The organism is Mesorhizobium sp. B2-3-14, assembly GCF_006442175.1.
Lineage (GTDB): Bacteria > Pseudomonadota > Alphaproteobacteria > Rhizobiales > Rhizobiaceae > Mesorhizobium > Mesorhizobium australicum.
In genome coordinates, this window is record NZ_VFVP01000014.1 from 100,508 (window position 1) to 122,492 (window position 21,985).

The 21,985-nt window shown below is 63.7% G+C and carries 21 protein-coding genes and 1 pseudogene; 12 read left to right on the forward strand and 10 right to left on the reverse strand.

The window, feature by feature from the left end; genetic code table 11:
• Positions 1-97: 97 nt before the first annotated feature.
• The 4 genes from FJ950_RS26710 to FJ950_RS26730 form a co-directional block, all read right to left on the reverse strand.
• A complete protein-coding gene (locus FJ950_RS26710; RefSeq protein ID WP_140619844.1) occupies positions 98-1,267 on the reverse strand; it encodes a PLP-dependent aspartate aminotransferase family protein in 1,170 nt (389 codons plus the stop codon).
• Positions 1,264-2,703, reverse strand: a complete 1,440-nt coding sequence (locus FJ950_RS26715) for a pyridoxal-phosphate dependent enzyme (RefSeq protein ID WP_140619846.1) — start codon at positions 2,701-2,703, stop codon at positions 1,264-1,266. Before FJ950_RS26715 ends, FJ950_RS26710 begins: the two co-directional genes overlap by 4 nt.
• An 837-nt stretch (positions 2,704-3,540) precedes the next feature.
• Positions 3,541-4,884: an FAD/NAD(P)-binding protein gene (locus FJ950_RS26725; RefSeq protein WP_140619850.1), complete on the reverse strand. Its 1,344-nt coding sequence runs from the start codon at positions 4,882-4,884 to the stop codon at positions 3,541-3,543.
• A 31-nt stretch (positions 4,885-4,915) separates the two neighbouring features.
• Positions 4,916-5,404, reverse strand: a complete 489-nt coding sequence (locus FJ950_RS26730; protein WP_140619852.1) for an Rrf2 family transcriptional regulator — start codon at positions 5,402-5,404, stop codon at positions 4,916-4,918.
• 633 nt (positions 5,405-6,037) lie between these two features.
• Between FJ950_RS26730 and tauA the strand changes: the two genes are divergently transcribed.
• The 4 genes and pseudogenes from tauA (at position 6,038) to FJ950_RS26750 (ending at position 8,999) form a co-directional block, all read left to right on the forward strand.
• Positions 6,038-7,051, forward strand: coding sequence for a taurine ABC transporter substrate-binding protein (tauA, locus tag FJ950_RS26735; protein WP_015314724.1), 1,014 nt, complete (start codon positions 6,038-6,040; stop codon positions 7,049-7,051).
• A gap of 109 nt (positions 7,052-7,160) precedes the next feature.
• Entirely contained in the window at positions 7,161-7,934 is a 774-nt protein-coding gene (locus FJ950_RS26740; protein WP_140619854.1) for a taurine ABC transporter ATP-binding protein, read from the forward strand.
• A pseudogene (locus tag FJ950_RS26745) lies at positions 7,931-8,791 on the forward strand (ABC transporter permease subunit). The gene FJ950_RS26740 and the pseudogene FJ950_RS26745 overlap by 4 nt, the downstream one beginning before the upstream one ends.
• Positions 8,792-8,810: 19 nt before the next feature.
• Entirely contained in the window at positions 8,811-8,999 is a 189-nt protein-coding gene (locus FJ950_RS26750) for a hypothetical protein (RefSeq protein ID WP_140619856.1), read from the forward strand.
• 51 nt (positions 9,000-9,050) lie between these two features.
• Here the strand turns inward: FJ950_RS26750 and FJ950_RS29615 are convergent, their stop codons facing one another.
• Positions 9,051-9,236 carry a hypothetical protein gene (locus FJ950_RS29615; protein ID WP_015314728.1) on the reverse strand — a complete coding sequence of 62 codons (186 nt, stop codon included), beginning with the start codon at positions 9,234-9,236 and terminating at the stop codon, positions 9,051-9,053.
• A 309-nt stretch (positions 9,237-9,545) separates the two neighbouring features.
• Between FJ950_RS29615 and FJ950_RS26760 the strand changes: the two genes are divergently transcribed.
• The 4 genes from FJ950_RS26760 (at position 9,546) to FJ950_RS26775 (ending at position 12,800) form a co-directional block, all read left to right on the forward strand.
• Positions 9,546-9,914 carry a septal ring lytic transglycosylase RlpA family protein gene (locus tag FJ950_RS26760; protein ID WP_015314729.1) on the forward strand — a complete coding sequence of 123 codons (369 nt, stop codon included), beginning with the start codon at positions 9,546-9,548 and terminating at the stop codon, positions 9,912-9,914.
• A 288-nt stretch (positions 9,915-10,202) separates the two neighbouring features.
• Positions 10,203-11,480: a polyhydroxyalkanoate depolymerase gene (locus tag FJ950_RS26765; RefSeq protein ID WP_140619858.1), complete on the forward strand. Its 1,278-nt coding sequence runs from the start codon at positions 10,203-10,205 to the stop codon at positions 11,478-11,480.
• A gap of 159 nt (positions 11,481-11,639) precedes the next feature.
• The gene (locus FJ950_RS26770) at positions 11,640-12,254 is read left to right on the forward strand and encodes a transglutaminase-like cysteine peptidase (protein WP_140619860.1); all 615 of its coding nucleotides are present in this window, start codon (positions 11,640-11,642) and stop codon (positions 12,252-12,254) included.
• Between the two features lie 306 nt (positions 12,255-12,560).
• Positions 12,561-12,800, forward strand: coding sequence for a hypothetical protein (locus tag FJ950_RS26775; protein ID WP_140619862.1), 240 nt, complete (start codon positions 12,561-12,563; stop codon positions 12,798-12,800).
• A gap of 46 nt (positions 12,801-12,846) precedes the next feature.
• Here FJ950_RS26775 and FJ950_RS26780 read toward each other — a convergent pair whose 3' ends face one another.
• The 4 genes from FJ950_RS26780 to FJ950_RS26795 are packed head-to-tail and all read right to left on the reverse strand — an operon-like array spanning position 12,847 to position 15,568.
• Positions 12,847-13,215: a helix-turn-helix transcriptional regulator gene (locus tag FJ950_RS26780; RefSeq protein WP_015314733.1), complete on the reverse strand. Its 369-nt coding sequence runs from the start codon at positions 13,213-13,215 to the stop codon at positions 12,847-12,849.
• On the reverse strand, positions 13,212-13,742 hold the full coding sequence (locus FJ950_RS26785) for a Smr/MutS family protein (protein ID WP_140619864.1): 531 nt from the start codon (positions 13,740-13,742) through the stop codon (positions 13,212-13,214). Before FJ950_RS26785 ends, FJ950_RS26780 begins: the two co-directional genes overlap by 4 nt.
• Positions 13,739-14,839 carry a murein transglycosylase A gene (locus tag FJ950_RS26790; RefSeq protein ID WP_140619866.1) on the reverse strand — a complete coding sequence of 367 codons (1,101 nt, stop codon included), beginning with the start codon at positions 14,837-14,839 and terminating at the stop codon, positions 13,739-13,741. Before FJ950_RS26790 ends, FJ950_RS26785 begins: the two co-directional genes overlap by 4 nt.
• 21 nt (positions 14,840-14,860) lie before the next feature.
• Positions 14,861-15,568: a Tim44/TimA family putative adaptor protein gene (locus FJ950_RS26795; protein ID WP_015314736.1), complete on the reverse strand. Its 708-nt coding sequence runs from the start codon at positions 15,566-15,568 to the stop codon at positions 14,861-14,863.
• Between the two features lie 200 nt (positions 15,569-15,768).
• On the opposite strand from FJ950_RS26795, the gene FJ950_RS26800 reads away from it, so the two are divergent.
• From FJ950_RS26800 to FJ950_RS26810, 3 genes are all read left to right on the forward strand, one after another.
• Positions 15,769-16,266: an FxsA family protein gene (locus FJ950_RS26800; RefSeq protein WP_140619896.1), complete on the forward strand. Its 498-nt coding sequence runs from the start codon at positions 15,769-15,771 to the stop codon at positions 16,264-16,266.
• 276 nt (positions 16,267-16,542) lie between these two features.
• Positions 16,543-17,043 carry a protein-export chaperone SecB gene (gene secB, locus FJ950_RS26805; protein ID WP_015314738.1) on the forward strand — a complete coding sequence of 167 codons (501 nt, stop codon included), beginning with the start codon at positions 16,543-16,545 and terminating at the stop codon, positions 17,041-17,043.
• Positions 17,044-17,597: 554 nt separating this feature from the next.
• Positions 17,598-19,238 (forward strand): ABC transporter substrate-binding protein, encoded by a 1,641-nt coding sequence (locus FJ950_RS26810; protein ID WP_140619868.1) that lies wholly within the window; start codon positions 17,598-17,600, stop codon positions 19,236-19,238.
• A gap of 1,090 nt (positions 19,239-20,328) precedes the next feature.
• Here FJ950_RS26810 and FJ950_RS26815 read toward each other — a convergent pair.
• Entirely contained in the window at positions 20,329-20,523 is a 195-nt protein-coding gene (locus FJ950_RS26815) for a hypothetical protein (RefSeq protein WP_140619870.1), read from the reverse strand.
• A gap of 409 nt (positions 20,524-20,932) precedes the next feature.
• On the opposite strand from FJ950_RS26815, the gene FJ950_RS26820 reads away from it, so the two are divergent.
• Positions 20,933-21,925, forward strand: a complete 993-nt coding sequence (locus FJ950_RS26820) for a hypothetical protein (protein WP_140619872.1) — start codon at positions 20,933-20,935, stop codon at positions 21,923-21,925.
• The last annotated feature ends 60 nt before the right edge of the window (positions 21,926-21,985 follow it).

Here is a 21,985-nt window from a genome sequence, read left to right on the forward strand (position 1 = left end):
CAGATCGGCGAGACGACAGTTCATCGTCGTGGGCGGAGCAAGGCGCGACGCAGCGCATGCCCGCGAGCAACACGGGCCTCGGTCAGCCGAAAGGCACTCAGCCTCCCAGCGCCCGATCCAGATCGGCGATCAGATCGTCGCCATCCTCGATCCCCGCCGACAGCCGCACCAGCGAATCCGATATGCCGATCTCCGCCCGCTTCTCGGCGGGAATGGAGCCATGCGTCATCAACGCCGGGTGCTCGATCAGGCTCTCCACCCCGCCAAGACTTTCGGCCAGCGTGAACAGCTGCGTGCGTTCGAGAAAGCGTTTTGTGCCAGCAAGATCGCGATCGAGCACAGCCGTGATCATGCCGCCGAAGGCATGCATCTGCTGGACCGCGATGGCGTGCTGGGGATGGCTGGCGAGGCCGGGATAGATGACGCGGCGCACATCTTTTCGCGCTTCCAGCCATTGCGCGATTTTGAGGCCGTTGGCGGAATGACGCTCCATCCTGAGCGCCAGGGTCTTCAAACCGCGCAGCGCTAAGAAACTATCAAACGGGCCGGATATGGCTCCGATGGCGTTCTGCAGGAATTTCAGGCGATCGGCCAAATCCTCTTTGTCGCCGACAACTGCGACGCCGCCGACCATGTCGGAATGGCCGTTCAGATATTTCGTCGTCGAATGGACCACGATGTCGATGCCGAGCTCCAGCGGCCGCTGGATGTAGGGGCTGCAGAAGGTGTTGTCGGCGACGGACAAGATCCCCTTGCGCTTCGCCAACGCCGCGACGCCTTCGAGATCGACGATGCGCAGCAATGGATTGGTCGGCGTCTCGACCCAAAGCATTTTTGTTTCCGGCCGGATCGCGGCTTCAACCGCGGCCAGATTGGTGAAATCGACGAAGGAAATTTGCAGATTGGCCGAGCGCTTGCGCACCCGCTCCATCAGCCGGAACGAGCCGCCATAAATGTCGTCGGTGGCGACGATATGCGCGCCGGAATCGAGCAATTCGAGCACCGTGGCGATCGACGCCAGGCCGGAAGCGAATGCGAAAGCCGCCGAGCCGCTTTCGAGATCGGCCACGGCGCGTTCGAAGGCGAAGCGTGTCGGGTTCTGGCTGCGGGCATATTCGAAACCCCTGTGCACGCCGGGCGACTGCTGGCCATAGGTCGAGGTGGCGTAGATCGGCACCATCACCGCACCGGTGAGCGGGTCGTGGCTCTGACCGCCATGGATGGTGCGCGTCGAAAACGCCAGGCGGTTCTTTCCGGATGTTGTCATCGTGCGCGCCTCAGATGGTTGATCAGGTCGATGCGGGTAATCAGGCCGACGAACTCGTCGCCGTCGAAGATGATGGCAACCTCGTTGCGGTCGAACACCGGCAGCAGCGCGTCCAGCGTCTGGCTGGCCTGCAGCGTGTGCAGGTTCGAGGTCATGGCTGTGCGCACCGGGCCGTTGAAGCGCTCCCAGCGCCCGTCGTAGGGGCCGTCGACATGGGCAAGGATGTCGCTCTCGTCGACGATGCCGACGAGCTTGCCATTGTCGAGCACCGGCAGTTGCGAGACATCGGAGCGGCGCATGCGTCCGTAAGCATTGAGCAGGCTCTCGTCCGGCCCGACATAGACAGTGTCGCCGGTACGGTGAGTGCGCATCACGAGGTCACGCAGGTCGCCATGCTGTTCATGTTCGGCCAGTCCCTGTTCCGCCAGCCAAAAATCGTCGAACACTTTTGACAGGTACTTGTTGCCGCTGTCGCAGACGAAGGTGACGACGCGCTTGGGCACCGTCTGTTCGCGGCAATAGCGCAGCGCCGCCGATAGCAGCGTCCCGGAGGAAGAACCGGCCAGGATGCCTTCCCGGGACAACAGATCCCGCACCGCCAGCATGCTCTGCTTGTCCGTGATGGAATAGGCCTTCTTGACCAAAGACAGATCGGCATTGGGCGGCACGAAATCCTCGCCGATACCTTCCACGGTCCAGCTTCCCGCCTCTTCCATCTTGCCGGTCTTGATCAGCGGCGCCAGCACCGAGCCGACCGGATCGGCCAACACCATCTCCGTCTTCGGCGACACCTCGGCGAAGTAGCGGCCAAGTCCGGTCAGCGTGCCGCCCGAGCCGACGCCGACCACCACCGCGTCGACATCCCCGTCAAGCTGCGAGAAAATCTCCGGCCCGGTGGTCGTCTGATGCGCCAGCGGGTTGGCAGGGTTGGCGAACTGGTTGGCGTAGAAGGCGCCGGGGAGTTCGGCAGCGATTTTTTCCGCCATGTCCTGGTAGTATTCGGCATGGCCCTTGCCGACATCGGAACGCGTCATGCGCACTTCCGCGCCGAGCGCGCGCAGATGCTGGATTTTCTCGCGCGACATCTTGTCGGGCACGACCAGGATGATGCGGTAACCCTTGGGAATGCCGACCTGGGCGAGGCCAAGGCCGGTATTGCCGGCTGTCGCCTCGACGATGGTGCCGCCGGGCTTCAGCTTGCCCTGTTTTTCGGCCGCCGCGATCATCGACAGCGCGATACGGTCCTTGATCGAGCCGCCAGGGTTCTGGCTCTCGAGCTTGATGAACAGCCGGCATTTTCCGGTGTCGAACTTGGTCAGCTCGACGATGGGCGTCTGCCCGATCAGATCGAGCAACGACGCATAGGGCGGCCGGAGGCGCGAGAGCGCCCTATCCGAGGAGCCACTGTCGGCCGTGGTTTTTCTATGCTCACTCATGTCGGAGCCTCCATGGGTCAACCCTAGCGTCTTTTCCAGCCGATCGCAGTTGGAAAGAAGATAGATCGTGCCAATCCGGTGGCCAGACGGGGAATGAAATTCCATGGGGCCGTCATCCAGGCGAGGCGAGGCGGTGCCGACCGAAACGCCAGCGAGACAGCGCCAAGCCGTGGGACTGGACGGCGGCATGATCCGGTCCAGCGAAGGCGTCGCAACCTGATCACCGGGCAGCAGAATTTTTCCGGCGCCGAGACCGCGCGCGCCGTGTGTGAGGCATTTGGGCTGAACGCCTCCGGCTGGTAGCTGGAGGGACTTCAGTCTTAGTTGAGCAATAGCTAATATATGTGTAGCTTGGTCGTGCGGGGGACGATCCCAATCGAAGCCTAACCCGCGATGGCCGGTGCGACCTGCTTCCAACCCAAGCATCCCCGCACCGGCCATTCTTTTGGTCCGAGGGCATAGGAAAGCACTGGCTCGAAACCGGGCTGAGGAGGCATTGGGTCACTCGACGGAAGGAAGATCGCGCCTTTTGGCAGGCCGATTTGCATCCCCATTACCGCGGTCCATATCAAGCCACGTATATCTCGATTGACTAAAGTAATGGAACGTCCAATGGACAAGCACGGAACGTTCGAAGACCCCTCGGACCAAGGCCTGCTAGCGCGCAAGACTTTAGTCCTGCCGTTTTATAGTTAAGAACGGAAGTTGTTCAGACCGACATAGGGCCGCTCAGGACGAATACCAGACTACGCCCAGCCGAATATGGTGCGATCACGGAAGAGGCTCGCGGCTTAAGGCGGGCACCACTTGCCAAAGACAATCGCCTCCTGGGGTTGTCTACCCCAGCAACCGCTTGCTCAGCCTGGCGCACTGGACTCGGATATCGGGAATGGCGTCGATCTCGAAGAAGGTGCCGCGCGTCAGCGGGCCGACGGCGAGAATTTTTCGCGAAACGGTGCCATCGGCGGCGATGATCTCGCAATTGGCCGAGACGTCGAGGCCGATGCGCAGCGGGTCCGGCCGCGCCAGGCCGCGGTCGACCAGCGAGCGCACCACGCTGTTCGACGAGGTCGAGATGTCGCGCACGATACCGGAGCAATCATAGATGCGGGCGACGCCGAATGTTTCGAGGCGCTGGGTGTGGCGCGACTGGACCTCCACCGCGAAACCGTCGCCCGGCGTGACGGCGACGACGCGCCCGGCGAGCGGCCGGATGCGGCCCGATTGCACGGCCTCCGTCACCCTGGCGTAGACCTCGGGTGCCATGCGGTGACGATGGATGTCCCACCAGGCCTTGGTGTGCTCGACGAAGCGGCGCTTGGCCGAGGCCGGCCAGTTCTGCCAGATCTTCTGGTTGAAGGGGCGCAGGCCGTCCACCACGTCGCGCCAGTCGACGCCGGCCTTCTGGTTCTGACGGATGAGGTCGCGGAACCAGCCGACGAAATAGGAGAGCTGGGTGCCGAGCGGGATGTCGGCGACGTCGAGCTTGATCGGATTGCCCTTGCGATGCGGCGAGGGCAGCAGGCCGCGCCGCGACACCGCGATGATGTCGCCGCGATGGCCGCGCTGCTCCAGGGAAAGGAATGCATCGACCATGCTCAAGCCCGTGCCCAGCACCAGGATGCGGCTGTCTGGATCGAGCGCGGTGTCGCCTTCCGAGCCCATCCGGATCGCGTGGCCCTGCGCGGGCTGTTCGTCATGGCCGGTGGCGAGCACGGCAAGATGGGCGACCACGCTGGTGCCGTTGGCGAGCGCCACCTCGACCCCGGACGCCGTCGGCGTGATCGACAGGCTCTCCTCGCGGATCAGGCGCAGCCGGCCGGTCTCGCGCTCGCGCGTTTCCAGGTCGTCGAGCAATTCCTTGAGATAACGCGCATAGAGGCTGCGCGGCGCATAGACCGGAGCCTGTTCCGGTGTCGCAAGCCCCCGCTCCAGCAGCCAGCGCCAGAAATTGCCGGGATCGTCGGCATAGGCGCTCATGCCTGCGGCGCTGACATTCAGCACATGCGCCGACAGCAGCGTCGAATAGGCAATGCCCTGGCCAAAATGCGGGCGTTTTTCGATCAATGTGACGCGCAGGTCCGGATTGGGCGATTTGAGCAGATGCGCGGCCAGCACGACGCCGCTGGCGCCGCCGCCGACGATGATGATGGAACGGGTCGGGTTCGTTCGCCCGGTCATGCGCAAGCGAGCCCCATGCGAAGTGCCGGCTTCAGGCCTGGACCTTCACCGCGACCGACAGGTCGTTCCGCACTACCGGCAGGTCGTCCCTCGCGACCGGGAGGTCGTCGGCAATGTCGCGCATCTCGGCGAGGCTGCGCTGGTCGAGCACCTCGGCGATCGCCTGCCGGACTTCCAGCATCAGATGTCGGACTTGGCATGTCGCCTCGTTGCAGTCTTCACAGCGCTGATACTGTGTGCGGCTGGCGCAGGGGATCGGAGCCAGCGGACCGTCGAGGACGCGCACGACGTGGCCGACCTTGATCTCGTCGGCGGGCCGGGCCAGGCGATAGCCGCCCTCCTTGCCCTTCCGGCTCTGGACGAAGCCGGCATTGCGCAGCTCGCCCAGTATAGCGTCGAGGAATTTCTTCGGGATGTTGTTGCCGGTCGCGATATCGCCGACGAAGGCGAGCCGTCCGGCCGGCATGTGCGCGAGATGGACGAGCGCCTTGAGGCCGTACTTGCCTTTTTTGGTGAGCATGAACCGAACGTTTCTTTGTCGTGCGATGGCCTTAGGGCATCCGTTGCGAAACGCCTCGCGTGCCTCCCCGCCGCGCCGAAGCCTCCATGACACATAAATTCCAGTGACATGATATACAAGCCAATTGCGGTTAATCTTGCTTGATTTTCAACTCGTTGCGGCGATTTTAGGCCCGCCTTGTGATTTCGAGGACACAGACGCCAGGGTTGCTCGCATGACGGCCCGCGGCTGGGAAACCGACGACGCCAGCGATCTCCACCATACGCTTGGGATGGCCTGTCATCGGCACCTCGCTCCTATGTTCATAAGGTTAATATACTTAAGTGCCGGCACGTGGAACCTCATTCTAAATTCCGTACCATTCGAAGCATTAGTTGCTGGAGATCGGGAAAACCCGGAATTCTGGTTTGAACCTCTCTGTATCTGCAACGGTCGAGGTCGAGCCCTCGGGCAAAGTTGATGGGCTCGCCGCTCTTGGACGACGGCAACCGTCACTTCCGCCGTGGCGGCCCGCCGCCAGTGGCTTTTTTCCAACAAGCTCTCCTTCCTTGGAAGGATTTAACTCTACAAGAACCATGGAATTAGAGAACTATGGACATGCAATCCGGTTTTACCTTTTCATGGAGCCCTTTGATGCCCACCATTTCGCGACGCATTCTCCTTCTGTCGTCGGCCGCCCTCGCCGGCGCCGCCTTCCTCAGCCCGGCGCTCGCCGAAGACCTGAAGATCACCATCGGCTACCAGACGGTGGTCGAACCCTCGAAAGTGCCGCAGGCCGATGGCGCCTATGAAAAGGCGACCAAAGCCAGCATCGACTGGCGCAAATTCGATTCCGGCGCCGATGTCATCGCTGCGGTCGCCTCCGGCTCGGTTGATATCGGCTATGTCGGCTCGAGCCCGCTGGCGGCCGCCGCCAGCCGCGAACTGCCGATCCAGACCATTTTCGTCGTCGGCCTGATCGGGCAATCCGAGGCGCTGGTCGCCCGCAACGGCGCCGGCATCGAGAAGGTCGCAGACCTCGCCGGCAAGAAGGTCGCCGTGCCGTTCGTGTCGACGACGCATTACAGCCTGCTTGCCGCGCTCAAGCACGAGAATGTCGATCCGAAATCGGTCCAGATCCTCAACCTGCGGCCGCCGGAAATCGCCGCCGCCTTCGCGCGCGGCGATATCGACGCCGCCTATGTCTGGGACCCAGCGCTGGGCCAGATCAAGACATCCGGCAAGGTGGTGCTGGATTCCTCGCAGGTCGCCGCCTGGGGCGCGCCAACCTTCGACGCCTGGATCGTGCGCACCGACTTCGCCGAGAAGAACCCGGAAGCCGTGCGCGACTTCGTCAAGGTGACGGGCACCGCCTATGCGGACTATCTCGCCAAGCCCGACGCCTGGTCGGTTTCGTCGCCGCAGGCCGCCGCGATCGCCAAGCTCACCGGCGCCAAGCTGGAAGAGGTGCCGGAGCTGCTCAAGGGTTATGTCTTCCCCACCCTGGAAGAGCAGGCATCCGGGAAGTTCCTCGGCGGCGGTACGGTCAGTGCGATCGCGGCGGCATCCGCCTTCCTCAAGGAGCAAGGCAAGGTCGACGCGGTGCTGCCGGACTATTCGAAATACGTCACTTCGAAATACGTCACCGAGGCGCTGGCCTCGAACTGACGCCTCGCACACGCGGCTCTCCTTCCCACGCCGCGTATTGCCTGTCCCGAAGCCGCCGACGAGGCGCGATTTCGGGGCAGGCGGATATCCTTCCAATCGGCGAGGGCCCATGCCGCATCTCGTGCTCGACAAGATCTCCATCCACTATGACGGCCAGCCGGCACCCGCCGTCGAGCACGTGTCGATCGGCGTTGCCAAGAACGATTTCGTCGTCCTTGTCGGCCGCTCCGGCTGCGGCAAGACCTCGCTGCTCAACGTCGCCGCCGGCCTGGTCATACCGGCGCGCGGCAGTGCCACGGTCAATGGCAAGCCGATCACCGGGCCCGGTTCGGACCGCGCCGTGGTGTTCCAGAACGATGCGCTGTTTCCGTGGCTCACGGCGCGCGAGAACGTCGCCTTCGCGCTCAGGCTGCGCGGTGTGAGGCCAGCCGAACGGGCGCGCCGCGCCGATGAACTGCTGGCGCTGGTCAAGCTCGCTGAAGCCGGCGACAAACGCATCTGGGAGCTGTCCGGCGGCATGCGTCAGCGTGTCGGACTTGCCCGGGCGCTCGCCGCCGAACCCGAATTCCTGCTGCTCGACGAGCCGCTCGGCGCGCTCGACGCGCTGACGCGCGAGCGCATGCAGACGACGCTGCTCGACCTTTGGACGGCAAGCCATGCCGGCGTGCTGATGGTGACGCACGGCATCGAGGAGGCGCTGGTGCTCGCCACCCGCATCGTCGTGCTGGCGCCCGGCCCGGGCCGCGTGGTGCGAACCTTCGAGCCGGGCTTCTCCAGGCGTTACGCGGCGGGCGAGCCCATTCGCGCCATCAAGGCCGATCCGGCCTTCGCGGCGGCGCGCGGCGAACTGACCGACGCGATCTTCGAGGGAGAGGCGGCATGACGATTTCCTCCTACACCGAACGGCCCGGTCCAAGGACAGACGAAACCGACGGCCTGTCGGTGCCCTAGTCGAGGCCACGGGCGAAACGGACGGGCGTTTCGGCCCGCATGGTCAGCGCCGCCACCATCCTGGCGGTGCTGGCGCTCTGGACACTGTCGGCCCGCCTGCAACTGGTGTCGCCGGTGTTCCTGCCCTCGCCGCTTGCCGTGTGGAACAAGTTCATCGTGGTTATCAGCGACGGCTTCGTCGACGCGACGCTGCCGCAGCATGTCGTCGCCAGTCTGGCCCGCGTCTTTGCCGCGCTGGCCGCCGCCATCCTGGTCGGCGTGCCGGTGGGGCTCGCCATAGGCATCAGCACGGTGGGGCGCGGCATCTTCGATCCGCTGCTCGAATTCCTGCGGCCGATCCCGCCGCTGGCCTACCTGCCGCTGGTCATCATCTGGTTCGGCATCGGCGAGCCGTCGAAGATCCTGGTGATCGCCATCGCCATGCTGGCGCCGGTCGCGCTGTCGACCGCCTCGGGCGTCCGCGGCGTCTCGCGGGAGCGCGTCAACGCCGCGCGTTCGCTTGGTGCGACTCGACGCCAAGTGGTCCGCCACGTGATCCTGCCCAGCGCCCTGCCCTCGATCCTGACCGGCCTGCGCATCGCGCTCGGCGCCGGCTGGTCGACACTGGTCGCGGCCGAGCTGGTGGCGGCAACGCGCGGGCTTGGCTTCATGATCCAGTCGGCGGCCCAGTTCCTCGTCACCGACGTGGTGATCATGGGCATATTGGTGATCGCCGCCATCGCCTTCGTGCTCGAATTCACCATCCGCCGCATCGAGCGCGTGCTGGTCCCATGGGCGGGGCGGGAATGATCGGAAAAGGAGAATGACGATGACCCATTCCACCGCCGTGTTGTTTGCCCATGTCAGCGCCTGGCTGCTCGGCCTTGCTTCCGACGAGAAAGCGGCAAGTGACGACAGCCCGCGCTCGCCGGCGCCGGTCCATCTCCGCGCCGGGCGCGATCGCCTGCCACCGCGCGACGAGAGTTTTTACTGGGCCTGGCAGTACTGGTCCCAGTGAACGCAGTCGCCACGGGCGGCGCGCTCGGCAGCGGGCGCGCTTGCTCGAAAATCAACCATGCCCACGGTTCGCCCATACCAGGCCGGCCAGGCCGACCAGCATGGCGGCGAGGCCGATATAGAGCCATTGCGATTGGCCGGTCATGAAACTGCCGCCGACCACGCCGATCCCTTGCAGCGACCACAACGCACCGATCGCCAGCACAATCAACGCCAGCAGATTTTTGGTCAGTCTCATTGTCGGATCTCGCTTTCCCAGTCGATCGAGAGCGGCGCCACAGCCGCGATGAAAGAGCCAAAGGAAGTGGCTCGATGCCAGCGGTTTCTACTTGGAGATTAATCCCGGATCTTGTCAAACGGATCTCGGATATCGGCACGAACATCATCGATAACTGATGAAATCTGGTCCGAAAATCCCTGACAAACTGTTACCCCCTGACTCCAAACGTGTGATCTTGCCATGGAACCGCCAGATCACTGCCGCATTTCCTGCCTTATTTCCCACCTAACGGCTTGGGTCTGTCAAAAACGGAGCCATCCCCCAAATATGAAGACCACGAAACAGACCGCGCTTGTCGCGGTAACGATCGCTGCTGGCCTGATGGTCGGCGCCTCCGCCACTTCGGCAACCGCCGCCGCCGGTCAGTGTGGCCGCGCTTCCTGGTACGCGCTGCACTCGAGGACCGCATCGGGCGAGCGTATGAACCCCTCGGCGATGACCGCCGCCCACCGCACGCTGCCTTTCGGCACCAAATTGCGGGTCACCAACAAGAACAACGGCCGCAGCGTCGTCGTGCGGATCAACGATCGCGGTCCCTTCATCAAGGGCCGGGTGCTCGACCTGTCGAAAGGCGCCGCCGGCCAGCTCGGCTTCATCGGCTCCGGACAGACCTCCGTCTGCATGGCGCGCGTCTGATTTGACCCTCTCCTGACCATGAGCCTTCCCGACCGCGGATCAGCGCAGCAACCGGGAACTTTCGGGATCATGGTCAGGCGGGCGCGAGAGCCTGACACATATCCTACACATTTCGGCACTGCACATTGAGCCGGCTGGGCCGGCCGTGCCCGGTTTTCAAGGCCTTCGGCGAAAGAAGCATTGGTCACGCCACGTGACGTATTGCATCGCAGCAATTAGTTGTTAACTTCCCCGCGAGACATCTAGGGCTCGGCGCTGATCGTCGTCCCTTCGGTCGCGGGGTAACGTATGTTCTACCAGCTCTACGAAATGAACCACGCGGCCTTGCAGCCGGCGCGGCTCTATGCCGACGCGGTCCGGTTGTTCTACTCTAACCCGCTCAACCCGGTTTCGCATACGCCCTGGGGCCGTTCCATCGCGGCCGGCGCCGAACTGTTCGAGCGCACCACGCGCCGCTACGGCAAGCCGCGATTCGGCCTCGCGAAGACGGTGGTCGACTGGAAGAGCGTCGCGGTCACCGAGAAGACCGTCTGGTCGAAGCCGTTCTGCAATCTCGTCCGGTTCGAGCGCGCCGTTCCCGCCGGGCGCAAGGCCGACCCGAAGCTTTTGATCGTGGCTCCGATGTCGGGCCACTACGCCACGCTGCTGCGCGGCACGGTCGAGGCGATGCTGCCCTATGCCGATGTCCACATCACCGACTGGGTCGACGCCCGCATGGTGCCGCTGGCCGATGGCAGCTTCGATCTCGACGATTATATCGACTACGTCATCGACATGCTGCACACGCTGGGTCCGGACACGCATGTGATGGCCGTGTGCCAGCCTTCCGTGCCGGTGCTTGCGGCGGTGGCGCTGATGGAGGCGAAGGGCGATCCCTTCGTGCCTTCGACGATGACCCTGATGGGCGGGCCGATCGACACCCGCCGCAACCCGACCGCCGTCAATCTGCTGGCCGAGGAAAAGGGCATCGACTGGTTCCGCGACAACGTCGTCATGCGCGCGCCCTGGCCAGTGCCGGGCTTCGGCCGCGAGGTCTATCCCGGTTTCCTGCAGCTTTCGGGCTTCATGAGCATGAACCTCGACCGCCACATCATCGCCCACAAGGAATTCTTCATGAACCTTGTGAAGCACGATGGCGACAATGCCGAAAAACACCGCGACTTCTATGACGAATATCTGGCGGTGATGGATCTGACGGCGGAGTTCTATCTGCAGACGGTCGACACGGTCTTCGTGCGCCATGCGCTGCCCAAGGGCGAGATGACGCATCGCGGCACAAGGATCGATCCGTCCGTCATACGCAACGTTGCCCTGTTCACGGTCGAGGGCGAGAACGACGACATTTCGGGTCTTGGCCAGACCAAGGCGGCGCAGGATTTGTGCGTCAACATTCCCGCCGACAAGAAGGCGCACTACATGCAGCCGGCAGTCGGCCATTACGGCGTCTTCAACGGCTCGCGCTTCCGCTCCGAGATCGTGCCGCGCATCGTCGACTTCATCACCAGCTATGGCCGCCAGAACCGCGTCGCGGTGAAGCCGAAGCTGGTCCGCACCGCCAAGCGGTAGGCGGTTTTGAAACGGAACCGGACGCGGGTCCGATTTTGTTGCACAAGTGCCGCTCTGCCTCCCCGCGGGTAACCATGCTGCAAATCAGGCCGACGTCGTAATTGACACGGAGTGTAAATCGCCCTTAACGTTTCGTTAACAACAGGGCGAGCGGGGACAATGAATTCCTCAACCATGCGAAGGCTGCGCGTATGCGCGGCAGCAGGGCTGGCGTTAACGGGGGGCTGGATGGCACCGGCCTGGGCTTCGGGCGCCATGGCCACCGGGGGCCTCACCTCGCAGCCGATCGGCCACTACGATTTCTGCAAGCAGCGTCCAGGCGAATGTTCGATCCGCCCGGCCAATCTCGCGCCGGCGGTGCTGACCGACGGGTTGATGCGCAAGCTGGTCAACGTCACCGCCAGGGTCAACGCCGCCGTCAAGCCGATGAGCGACATGGACATCTACGGCAAGGACGAGGTCTGGGCCTATCCCGACAAGGGCGTCGGCGACTGCGAGGACTACGTGCTGGAGAAGCGGCGCCAGCTGTCCCGCATGGGCATGTCGCTCGCCGATCTCCTGATAACCGTGGTCCGCAAGCCCGACGGCGAAGGCCACGCCGTGCTGACGGTGCGCACCGATGGCGGCGACTATGTGCTCGACAATTTGACCGACAAGGTCAAGTCTTGGGACCAGACCGGCTACCGCTTCCTCAAGCGCCAGGCGATCGACAACACCGGCCGCTGGGTCTCGATCCGCGGCGGCCAGCAGGTTCTGGTCGGCTCGGTGCAGTAGGGCCATAGCGGGGCACCTGCCTGAGGCGGCGCCACCCCAGCGCGGCTATACTATTGCATTCTGCACGGTTGCGAAGCTCGCAGATCGCGGCATGGATCCTCGGGTCTGCGCGTCCGCTTCGCCCGTGGATGACGAACCGTGGAGGTTCCGCCAATCTCTGGGGCCTCTGCCATTGCCGCACTGCCTTGACCCACGGCTCCCTTTGGGGACCCTCCAGAAAATTTCCGCATCCCTCCGTGAACCATTTCCGTTCGCCCGGCGACACACAGCCGTGAACCGAACCAACCCAAATCATGGAGACTTCAAATGACTGCTTTTCTGCGCAACACGCTTCTCGCCGCGGCCGCCGTTTCGGCCCTCACCGGATCAGCTCTGGCCGGGCAGACCATTCCAAGCTGCGCCAACACCAACCTCAACGATTTGTGGGCCGGCCGCTGTTGCGGCGAGGCCGGCGCGTCGGACTGCCTGGGCGGTGGAAATGGCGGCCAGGGCCATGGCGACCATGGTCGCGGCGGCAATGGCGGCAGCACGGCCGGCAAGAATTGATCGCACCACGGCTGCCCGCTGGCTGCTCGCCGGCGGGCGCTGTCTTCTACGATCGCCGGCCCAATGCCGCGCGGATCGACGCGGTGATGCGCAGAAGCTCGGCCTCGTCGAGTTTCTCGATGGTCTCGGCCAGAAGATTGGCAAGTTCGGTGGCGGCGGGGGACAGGCCTGACGTATCGAGTTTCACCCGCGGATGCGAGGTTTCGGCCAGCCGCGCCAGTTCCTCGGCATCGTCCCAGATGATGTTGAAATAACCGATGATCTTCTGGATCAGCGTCCAGGTCGGCGCGCCGCGCCGGCCATGCTCGAGCGCCGAGAGATAGGCGGCGCTGACGCCGATCGCCGCCGCCATGTCCTTCTGGCTGACGCCGCGCTCGGCCCGCAGCGCCCGCAGCCGCTCGCCGAACGGCGTCACGAGCGCGCCCGCCGCAGCCTGATATAAAGCGCTCCCGAGCCGCCATGGTTGCGGGCGGCATGGTCGTGGCTGGAGACCAGCGGCCGGAACGCCGGTGTCGACAGCCAGGCCGGCACGGCGCGACGCAAGATGCCATCGCCGCCCGAGGAAGACCCCTTGCCGGTGATGACCAGCACATAGCGGACGCCGCCGGCATGCGCCCGGTGCAGGAACGAGAACAGCAGCGAATAGGCCTCGTCCTGCGTCATGCCGTGCAAGTCGACGCGGCCCTCGATCGGCAGCCGGCCCTTTTGCAGCTTGTCCAGCGTCGGCTCGTCGAGCCGGTGCGTGACATGCTGGACCTTCGGTTTTGCCGCGCCCGGCGCATTGGCGGCGGGCTGGACCGGCTGCGCCGGTGTCGGCCTGGCATCGACGGCCATGTCCGGAATGTCGACGGCGGCGCGGCCCTTGAGCGGCTTGGCGGTGCGCGCCACCAGGTTCCACAGCACCCGGTCGTCGTCGCTGAGTTTATCCCCGCGCTTGCTCATCTCGCGCCCCCGGCCAGCGCGCGCGGCACCAGCGCATAGAAATCGGCGGCGTCGCGCACCACGCCGGCGATCTCGCCGGCGGCATCGCCCGAGCCGGCGAACAGGTCGCCCCGCGCCGGCCCTGTTATGGCCGAGCCGGTGTCCTGCGCGATCATCAGCCGCCGGAACGGGTTTTTGTCGAAGGCGGTGAGCGTCGGCGCGTCGATGTAAAAAGGCGTGCCGAATGTGTGCAGCAGCCGGTCGACGGCCATCGAGCGGCCCGGCGTCAGCGGCACCTTGGCGGCCGCGATCGGACCGAGCGCGGCATCATCCACTGCAGCCTCGCGGAAGAATATGTAGGAGCGGTTTTGCCACAGGATCTCGTCGACCCGCCCAGGATGCGCCTTGAACCAGGCGCGGATCGACTGCATGGTCACGTCGGCCAGCGGGATTTCGCCGAGCCCGCTCAGGATTTTGCCGGGACCCGTAAAGCGCTGGCCTGACTTGGCGGCGTAGGTGACGCGGCAAAGCCGCCCGTCGGTCATGACAAGCCGGGCCGCGCCTTGGACATGGATGAAGAAGGCATCGACCTTGTCGGCCAGCCAGGCGATCTCCAGCCCCTGGCCGGCGAGCGCGCCGCGCTCGATCGCGCCACGGTCGGGATATTCGGCCAGCCCATCGACGGTCCGGCGCGCGAAGGCGAGGTAAGGATCCATCCCGGCGGGCCGGTTGGTGTCGTCGACATCGACGAGATCGGCCGGACGCGACAGCAGCGGCACGGCAAAATGCTCCGTCCGCACCGGCGAGGCCTCGACTTGCGGTTCGTAGAAACCGGTGACGAGGCCGGCGCCGGTTTCGGGCCGGACCAGCATGGGGACAAAATGGCGCTCGAAGAAGGCGCGCGCTTCGGACGAACTGGCGGCGGGGGCTTCGCGTGCTTGCGCATAGGCCTCGGCGAAGCCGCTGAAATCGACGCCCAGCGCGCCGCTGCGATAGGGTTTTACCGGCGCATGGAAGGCGGACCGGACAAAGGCGGCGAAGGCCGGCAGATGGTCGTCGTCGCCCCAGCCGGACAGGTCGCCGAAAGACCTTTCAACAAGGAGAGGCGACAGCGACACCGGAGCCTGCCTTTGCCGGACTCAGTCTTCTTCTTCGGTGGCGACGAGCTTCCAGTTCGGATCGCGCGAGCGTGTGTCGCGGGCGAAGGTCCAGACATCCTTGACCTCGGCCACTGTCTCGGGATCGCCGTCGATGACCGTGCCGGCCTGGTCGCGCGTCGCCGAGATCAGCTCGCTGATGATGCGCAGCGTCACATGCGCCTCGCCGCCCTTCATCTCGGCCGAGACGATGTCGGCCTTGTCGATGCCGACGAAGGAGGACTGGATCTTCTCCGACTTGGCCTCGCGCTCGCCGATCGCGGCAACGAAGCCGTCATAGACCTCGCGCGACAGAAGGTTCTTCAGCGTTTTGCGGTCGCCGTCGGCATAGGCCATGACGATCATCTCGTAAGCCATCTTGGCGCCGTCGACGAACCCCTTGGGATCGAAGGAGGGGTCGTTGTCCTTGATCGCGCGCAGGCCCTTGTTGAGATCGGTGTCGGGCTTGGCGAAGGCGTCGATGGCCGTATAGGCGTCGGCCGGCGCCGGCTCGCCGGGCGCCCGCTTGCGCGGCAGCGAAACGACGTTCTCGGGCTTCTGCGTGGCGTCCTTGTCGGTGCGCGCCGCCGTGTAGGGGTCAAAGGGCGGCCGCTCGCTACCGGTCCGGCGGCCCAGCACGTTGCGCAGCTGGAAGAAGATCACCACCGCCGCGATCAGGAAGAAAATCGTGCCGAAGTCGAAGAAGCCCATATTTTCCGCCAATCAATCCCTGCCTCTAGGCCGGACCGTCCAGCCCAGCAGGCCGCGGTCGCATAGCGTTCACCATTCAAAGCATATAGAACGCAAGGCGCAATCATTCAAATCAAAGGCAGGCATACCTATCTAACAGCCTCCGTGCCAGCGGCGATTGGCCGCCAGCGGGACAAAACAATCGAATGATCGGTAAAGACTTGCGCATTTCGCTGCTTCCCCTCTTTCTCCTCGCGCTTCCGCTGCTGGAAATCGCCGGTTTCGTCGTCGTCGGCCGTGAGGTCGGCGCGCTGGCGACGGTCGGACTGGTGCTGGCCTCGAGCTTCGCCGGCGTGCTTTTGCTGCGCCACCAGGGTTTCGGCGTCATGAGCCGCATTCGCGCCGAGATGGCCGCCGGCCGCGACCCCAGCGGCCAGCTCGCCCACGGCGCCATGATCGTGGTCGCGGCGGTGCTGCTGATCATTCCCGGTTTCATCACGGACATTGTCGGCCTGCTCCTGTTCCTGCCGCCGGTGCGCGACCTTGCCTGGAGCAGGCTGAAGGGCCGCATCGTCGTGGCCAGCAATTTCTCCACCGGCGGCTTCCGCCGTCAGCGCGACAAAGTCATCGACCTCGACGACGGCGACTATTCGCGCGAGGACGACCTCAAGCGCGGCCCGGACCACAATTCGCCGTGGCGGCGGCTGAAGGACGATTGAGACTGCATCGATATTCAGGTGATGCCGGTCTGCAAAGGGCGGCTTCCTGCGCTTCCGGTGCTCACGTACTTCAAGTACGCTCCGCTCCGGTTCTCGGAAACCACCCTTTTCGCCTCGGCCTGACCTGAATCTCGATGCAGTCTGGGTCCGCTCCGGTCACACGGCGGCAAACCTTGTCTTGTCATGCCGGCCATGGTAGCGAACGCCCGATTTCAATTCGGTCAGCCCCGATTCAATTCGGTGAGCGAGACTGCCAGGGGAAAAGGATAGTGGCTCATGGCCAGCAATGATGACGCGCCGGTCGGCGCCAATGGCAACGGCAACGCGGCACAGCCGTCGCTCAACGTGCTGGCCCAGTATGTGAAGGACCTGTCCTTCGAAAGCCCCGGCGCGCCGAACTCGTTGCGCGGCCGCGACAAGGCGCCCGGCATCGCCATCAACGTCAACGTCAACGCCAACCCGCTCTCCGACAAGCAGTTCGACGTCAATCTGACGCTGAACGCCAAGGCCTCCTTCGACCAGGAAGTGCTGTTCAACGTCGAGCTGGTCTATGGCGGCGTCTTCGCCATTTCGGGCTTCCCGCAGGAGCACATGCTGCCGATCCTGTTCATCGAATGTCCGCGCCTGCTGTTCCCCTTCGCCCGCCAGATCATCGCCGAGGCGACGCGCAATGGCGGCTTCCCGCCGTTGATGCTGGACCCGATCGACTTCGCGCAGATGTTCCAGCAGAAGCTGGCCGAAGACCAGGCCGCGTCCTCCAAGACCCAGGTGAGCTGATCCTCGGCTGACAGGGATCGCTTGAAAAACCCGGCCTCGCGCCGGGTTTTTTGTTCTGGTGGATTGACCGATCGCGCCATGGGTCGACCCCCACTCCGTCGAGCTTCGCTCGACACCTCTCCCCCGATCGACGGGGTAGAGGAAAGGCGCGACCTCGCCAAGCGCGTTCCTTCCTCTCCCTCCGGAGGGGGGAGAGGTGGCTCGGCGAAGCCGAGACGGAGTGGGGGAAGCCGCTGGTGAAACGCGAAGCCGCAGGCAAACGCATCGCTCTTGCTCGCAATCCGACCGATCCCCTGCGGGGGAGATGGCTAGCAGACAAGAGGTGGTGCGACCAGGTCCGTCCACCCCCTGCGGAGCATCGCACAAGTCCTGCGGATTCCAGAACATTCCGCCACGTCACCCAGCCCTATCATTCCCTCTCAGGCAATGGCGCCCCGGCGGTCGCAGCCGCGCCGCGTCGGCTTGTCCGCCGGGGCGAGCCTGTTTCCGTGCAGGCCGTCGTCCCAAAACCGCTGGGCAATTTTGGGCATGCACCAACAAAAGAGGGAACGACGATGAAATTCATGCTGACCGACCGCAAACTTCACCCGCGCGCCAAACCTGTCGCCGACGATTTCAGGACGGGCGGCATCAGCCGCCGCGAATATCTGGCGCTGATGGCCGGCCTCGGCGTCAGCGCCGCCGGCGCTTTTGCGCTGGGCGGCATCGCCCCGACGCCCGCCCGCGCCGCCGAGCCGAAGAAGGGCGGCGTGCTGCGCGTCGCCATGAACGTCAAGGGCTTCAAGGATCCGCGCACCTTCGACGGTGTCGAAATGTCCAACGTCGCGCGTCACTGCAACGAATATCTGGTGCGCTGGAATACCGACTTCACCTTCGAGCCCTGGCTGCTCGAAAAATGGGAGATGAGCGACGACGCCAAAACGCTGACCTTGCATGTGCGCAAGGGCATCACCTGGTCGAACGGCGACGCCTTCAACGCCGACGACGTCGTCCACAATCTCACCCGCTGGTGCGAAGCCGGCGTTGCCGGCAATTCGGTCGCCGCGCGCATGGGCGCGCTGGTCAATGCCGACACCAAGAAGGTGGTCGATGGCGGCATCGAGAAGGTCGACGACTACACCATCAAGCTCAACCTGCCGAAGCCGGACATTTCGCTGATCGCCGGCATGGCCGACTATCCCGCGCTGATCATGCACCGCTCCTATGAGGGCGACGGCGACCCGATGAAGGCGCTGGCCATCACCACCGGGCCGTGCGAGTTGGTGAAATGGGACGCCGAGACGGCCGCGGAGGTCAAGCGCCGGGACAAGCCCTGGTGGAAGGGCGAGTTCTACCTCGATGGCATCCAGTGGATCGACTACGGCTCCGACCCCAACGCCATGCTGTCGGCCTTCGAATCCGGCGAGATCGACACCGATCACGAGACCGCTTCCGACGCCGTCTCGCAGACCGACAAGATGGGGCTGAAGAACTCCGAGATCGCCACCGGCTCGACCATCGTCGCCCGCTTCAACGTCGCCAACGCGCCCTATGACGACGTCAAGGTACGCCGCGCCGCCCAGCTTGCCGTCGACAATTCGGCCGTGCTGAAGCTCGGCCTCGATGGCCGCGGCAAACCCGCCGACAACCACCATGTCGGCCCGATGCACCCCGAATATGCCGATATCGGTCCGGCCAAGCGCGATGTCGAGGCGGCGAAGACGCTGCTCGCCGAGTCCGGCAAATCAGACCACGAATACGACCTGATCTCGGTCGACATCGAATGGCAGAAGAGCACCGGCGACGCCATCGCCGCGCAGATGCGCGAGGCCGGCCTCAAGATCAAGCGCACCGTGCTGCCCGCCGCCACCTTCTGGAACGACTGGAGCAAGTTCCCCTATTCCTGCACCGAATGGCTCGGCCGCCCGCTTGGCGTCCAGGTGCTGGCGCTGGCGTATAAATCGGGCGCCGCCTGGAACGAGAGCGCCTATGCCTCGAAGGAGTTCGACGCGCTGCTCGACAAGGCGCTCGCCATGCCCGACCCCAAGGCCCGCAAGGAGGTCATGGCCAAGATCGAGCAGAATTTGCGCGATTCAGGCATCATCATCCAGCCTTACTGGCGCTCGGTCTACCGGACCTTCCGCAAGGGCATCGAAGGCTGCGAGCAGCATCAGGCGCTGGAACAGCATTTTGAGAAGGTTTGGATTGAAAGTTGAGGTTTGGCCGGTCTTGGTTCCTCTCCCTCCGGAGGGGGGAGAGGTGGCGCTGCGAAGCAGCGACGGAGTGGGGGACGGCGTCCGCAAAGTCAAAATCGGGTCGGGGTTGGGGATAGCGGCTAGTCCAGCGTGCGCCTATCGCAGGTCAGCACCGCCCCCACTGTCCTGCCGGCAGGCAGGTGAGGGGCAGCGCCGACGCTGACCTTCCTGTCGCGGGCGGAGGGAGGTACCAACCTGCGAAGGTCAGCACCGGGCGGTGCGGAGCGCCTTTGGCCCACACTCAATCATTTAGGGAAGATGGCCGGCGCGATGCCGGTGAGACAATTGCCTGAGCCCCGCGCCGGCCACTAGCGACCTGATGAAGGTCCGCCGCCCGATTTGTGTACCGGGCCTATGCCGCGCGATCAACCGAGGCGGATGCTTGGTATGAATTCGTACCAACGCTGCCTGGGATTTGTCGCGGGAGAGCGATGGGCGGCAGCAGGCCTGCCCTTTCCCGGGAACGTCCTAGCGCGGGCAGACCGACACTGGACACGCGACAGCCGTCACGGCCGAAAGCCTCTCGCGCTTGCTCAGCGTCGGCTTCGCATAGATCTTTTTCACGGATAGTCCCCCAATTGCCCGCCTCCAATGACGCATGTGTGGAGCTGATGTCAATACGGCGGCCGTGGTTCGGGGGGACCGTTACTATTGCCGAGGTCGGCGCCGCCCCTCACTGTCCGGCCGGACGTTCGTCGTTCGAAAAGCCAAGCAATTGGCTTTTCGTCCGCTGCGCGACCACTTCTCAACTCCCCGTAAACGTGGCGAGAGTAGCTGGCCGCAACGCCGGCGCTTTTATGCAACGATGGCGATTGGCGAAAGTGTCAATGACAGCGCCCCTCTCCCCGTCCCTACACGGGGAGAGGATGCCGGCAGGCAGGTGAGGGGCGGCGCCAATGCTGGTAAGGCAAGCTGGGGTCCGCGGGCAGCCCAGTGGAAAAAAGCGGTGGCTGGAAAGACGATCAAGACGCCAACGGGCCTTAAAAGCTCTGGCAACTGAAAAGGGGCGGCCAATAGTGGGACCGCCCCTTCCACAAAAGAAGTCGATAGCCTAGGCCGATGGGAAGTCGGCGGGGAGATCGCTTGCCGGTGGGATTTCTGGGAACCTACGTCCCTTCACCACATCGGCGATGCGGCCAAAGTTGAGGCCGGGGTAGTAGCCCGAAATCCACGAATACGGAATTCGCTTCATGCGGGCCAGTTTGATAACCGGAACCATATCCGGCGTGACCTTGCGGTCCTGCATTGCCTTTTCCTTTCGAAAAGGATGCGACCGAATAAACAGTTGACGCTGATTCAAGGATGAATCATTGTCGTCGCGTTGTGGTGCGCCGCCGTTTATTCGGTCGCATTGTTTCTGATCCGGACTATTCACGGATCAGTGTGGCACCGGGCATTCGCGCCCGGCACCTACCGCCCAGCGGCGGCTGCTGAAACTGACCAGGTGGGCAAACCTCGTCAGATCAGAAAGCGGTCGTCATATGGGTTCCATGCCAAAAACCCTTTGCTCGACGCACCGTGGGAGATTCGTTCCCCACGGTGCATCCTGTGGCCAATCTGGTCATAAATCAACCCCTCCGCTTGGACATATCAAGATTTTTGACTTTCTTAGCCTCTACGTGTATGAAGGCTAGGAAGTCAAAAAGGAGGCTGCGATGTCGGACCAGACCGAGACGAAGGGTGCTGAGGCCAAGGTCGCGCAGAAGCGCAGGGTCGGGCGTAGCCCTTCCTACCCCTCTCTCAGCATCCAGAAAGCATTAGAAAAGGCCAAAGCCCTTTATGACAATGAGGGGGATTATGCGGCGCCGTTGGAATCGGTGGCTACCGCATGGGGGTACAGCGCTAAGAGTAGCGGGGGGCGCCAGATGCTGGCAACTCTGGGGTATTACGGGCTAATCGACGTCGAAGGCGAAGGTGACACGCGCAAGGTCAAGGTCTCCACCATCGCTCGCCGCATTCTGCTCGATGAGCGGGAAGATGACACAGAAAAGAAAATACTCGTGCGGAAGGTTGCCCTGCACCCAAAGGCGCACAAGGCGATCTACGAAAAGTATCCTGTAGGGTTGGCGTCTGATAACTCCGTAGTGCACTTTTTGGTTTTCGATCTTGACTTCAACAGGGACGCAGCCAATGAGTTGCTGGCCGAATTCAAGGAAACAGCCCGATACATTGGCCTTTACGAGCCTGACAAAAACGCGGACAAAACTGACCGTGAGACTCAAAGTGGTACGGTGGAAAACCAACCGCCCGATATCAAGGTCGGCGATAAGATCCAGTGGACCAGTCAAGGCTCTGACCAGTTTCCAAAGGGCGCGACCGTTTTGGGGTTCTCTGCTGATAACCAATGGGTCTTTACCGATCAGGGGATGTCGGGAATTCCAATCAGAGAGACAAAGATCATGGAAACTTCCCCTGCGCAGACACCGCCAGCGATGCCGCAACACCTTATTGCCGCTATGGCCGCGCGTGCCGCACAGAATGCAGACCTAGAGCTTGAGATGAAGCAAGGGTCACGCAAGGCAGTCTTCCCTGTAAGTGAGGGAGACGTGACGCTGATATTTCCGGAAAACCTGTCTGCCGATGGGCTTGTGGAGCTTGGTCAGTACCTAAGTATCTTCCTGAAGAAAGAGCAGAAGGCCGGTGCCTAGTTCGCTCGACGCTGCCATATCCGCACCACTGCGCCGACTTCGGCGCAATTGAAACGGCAC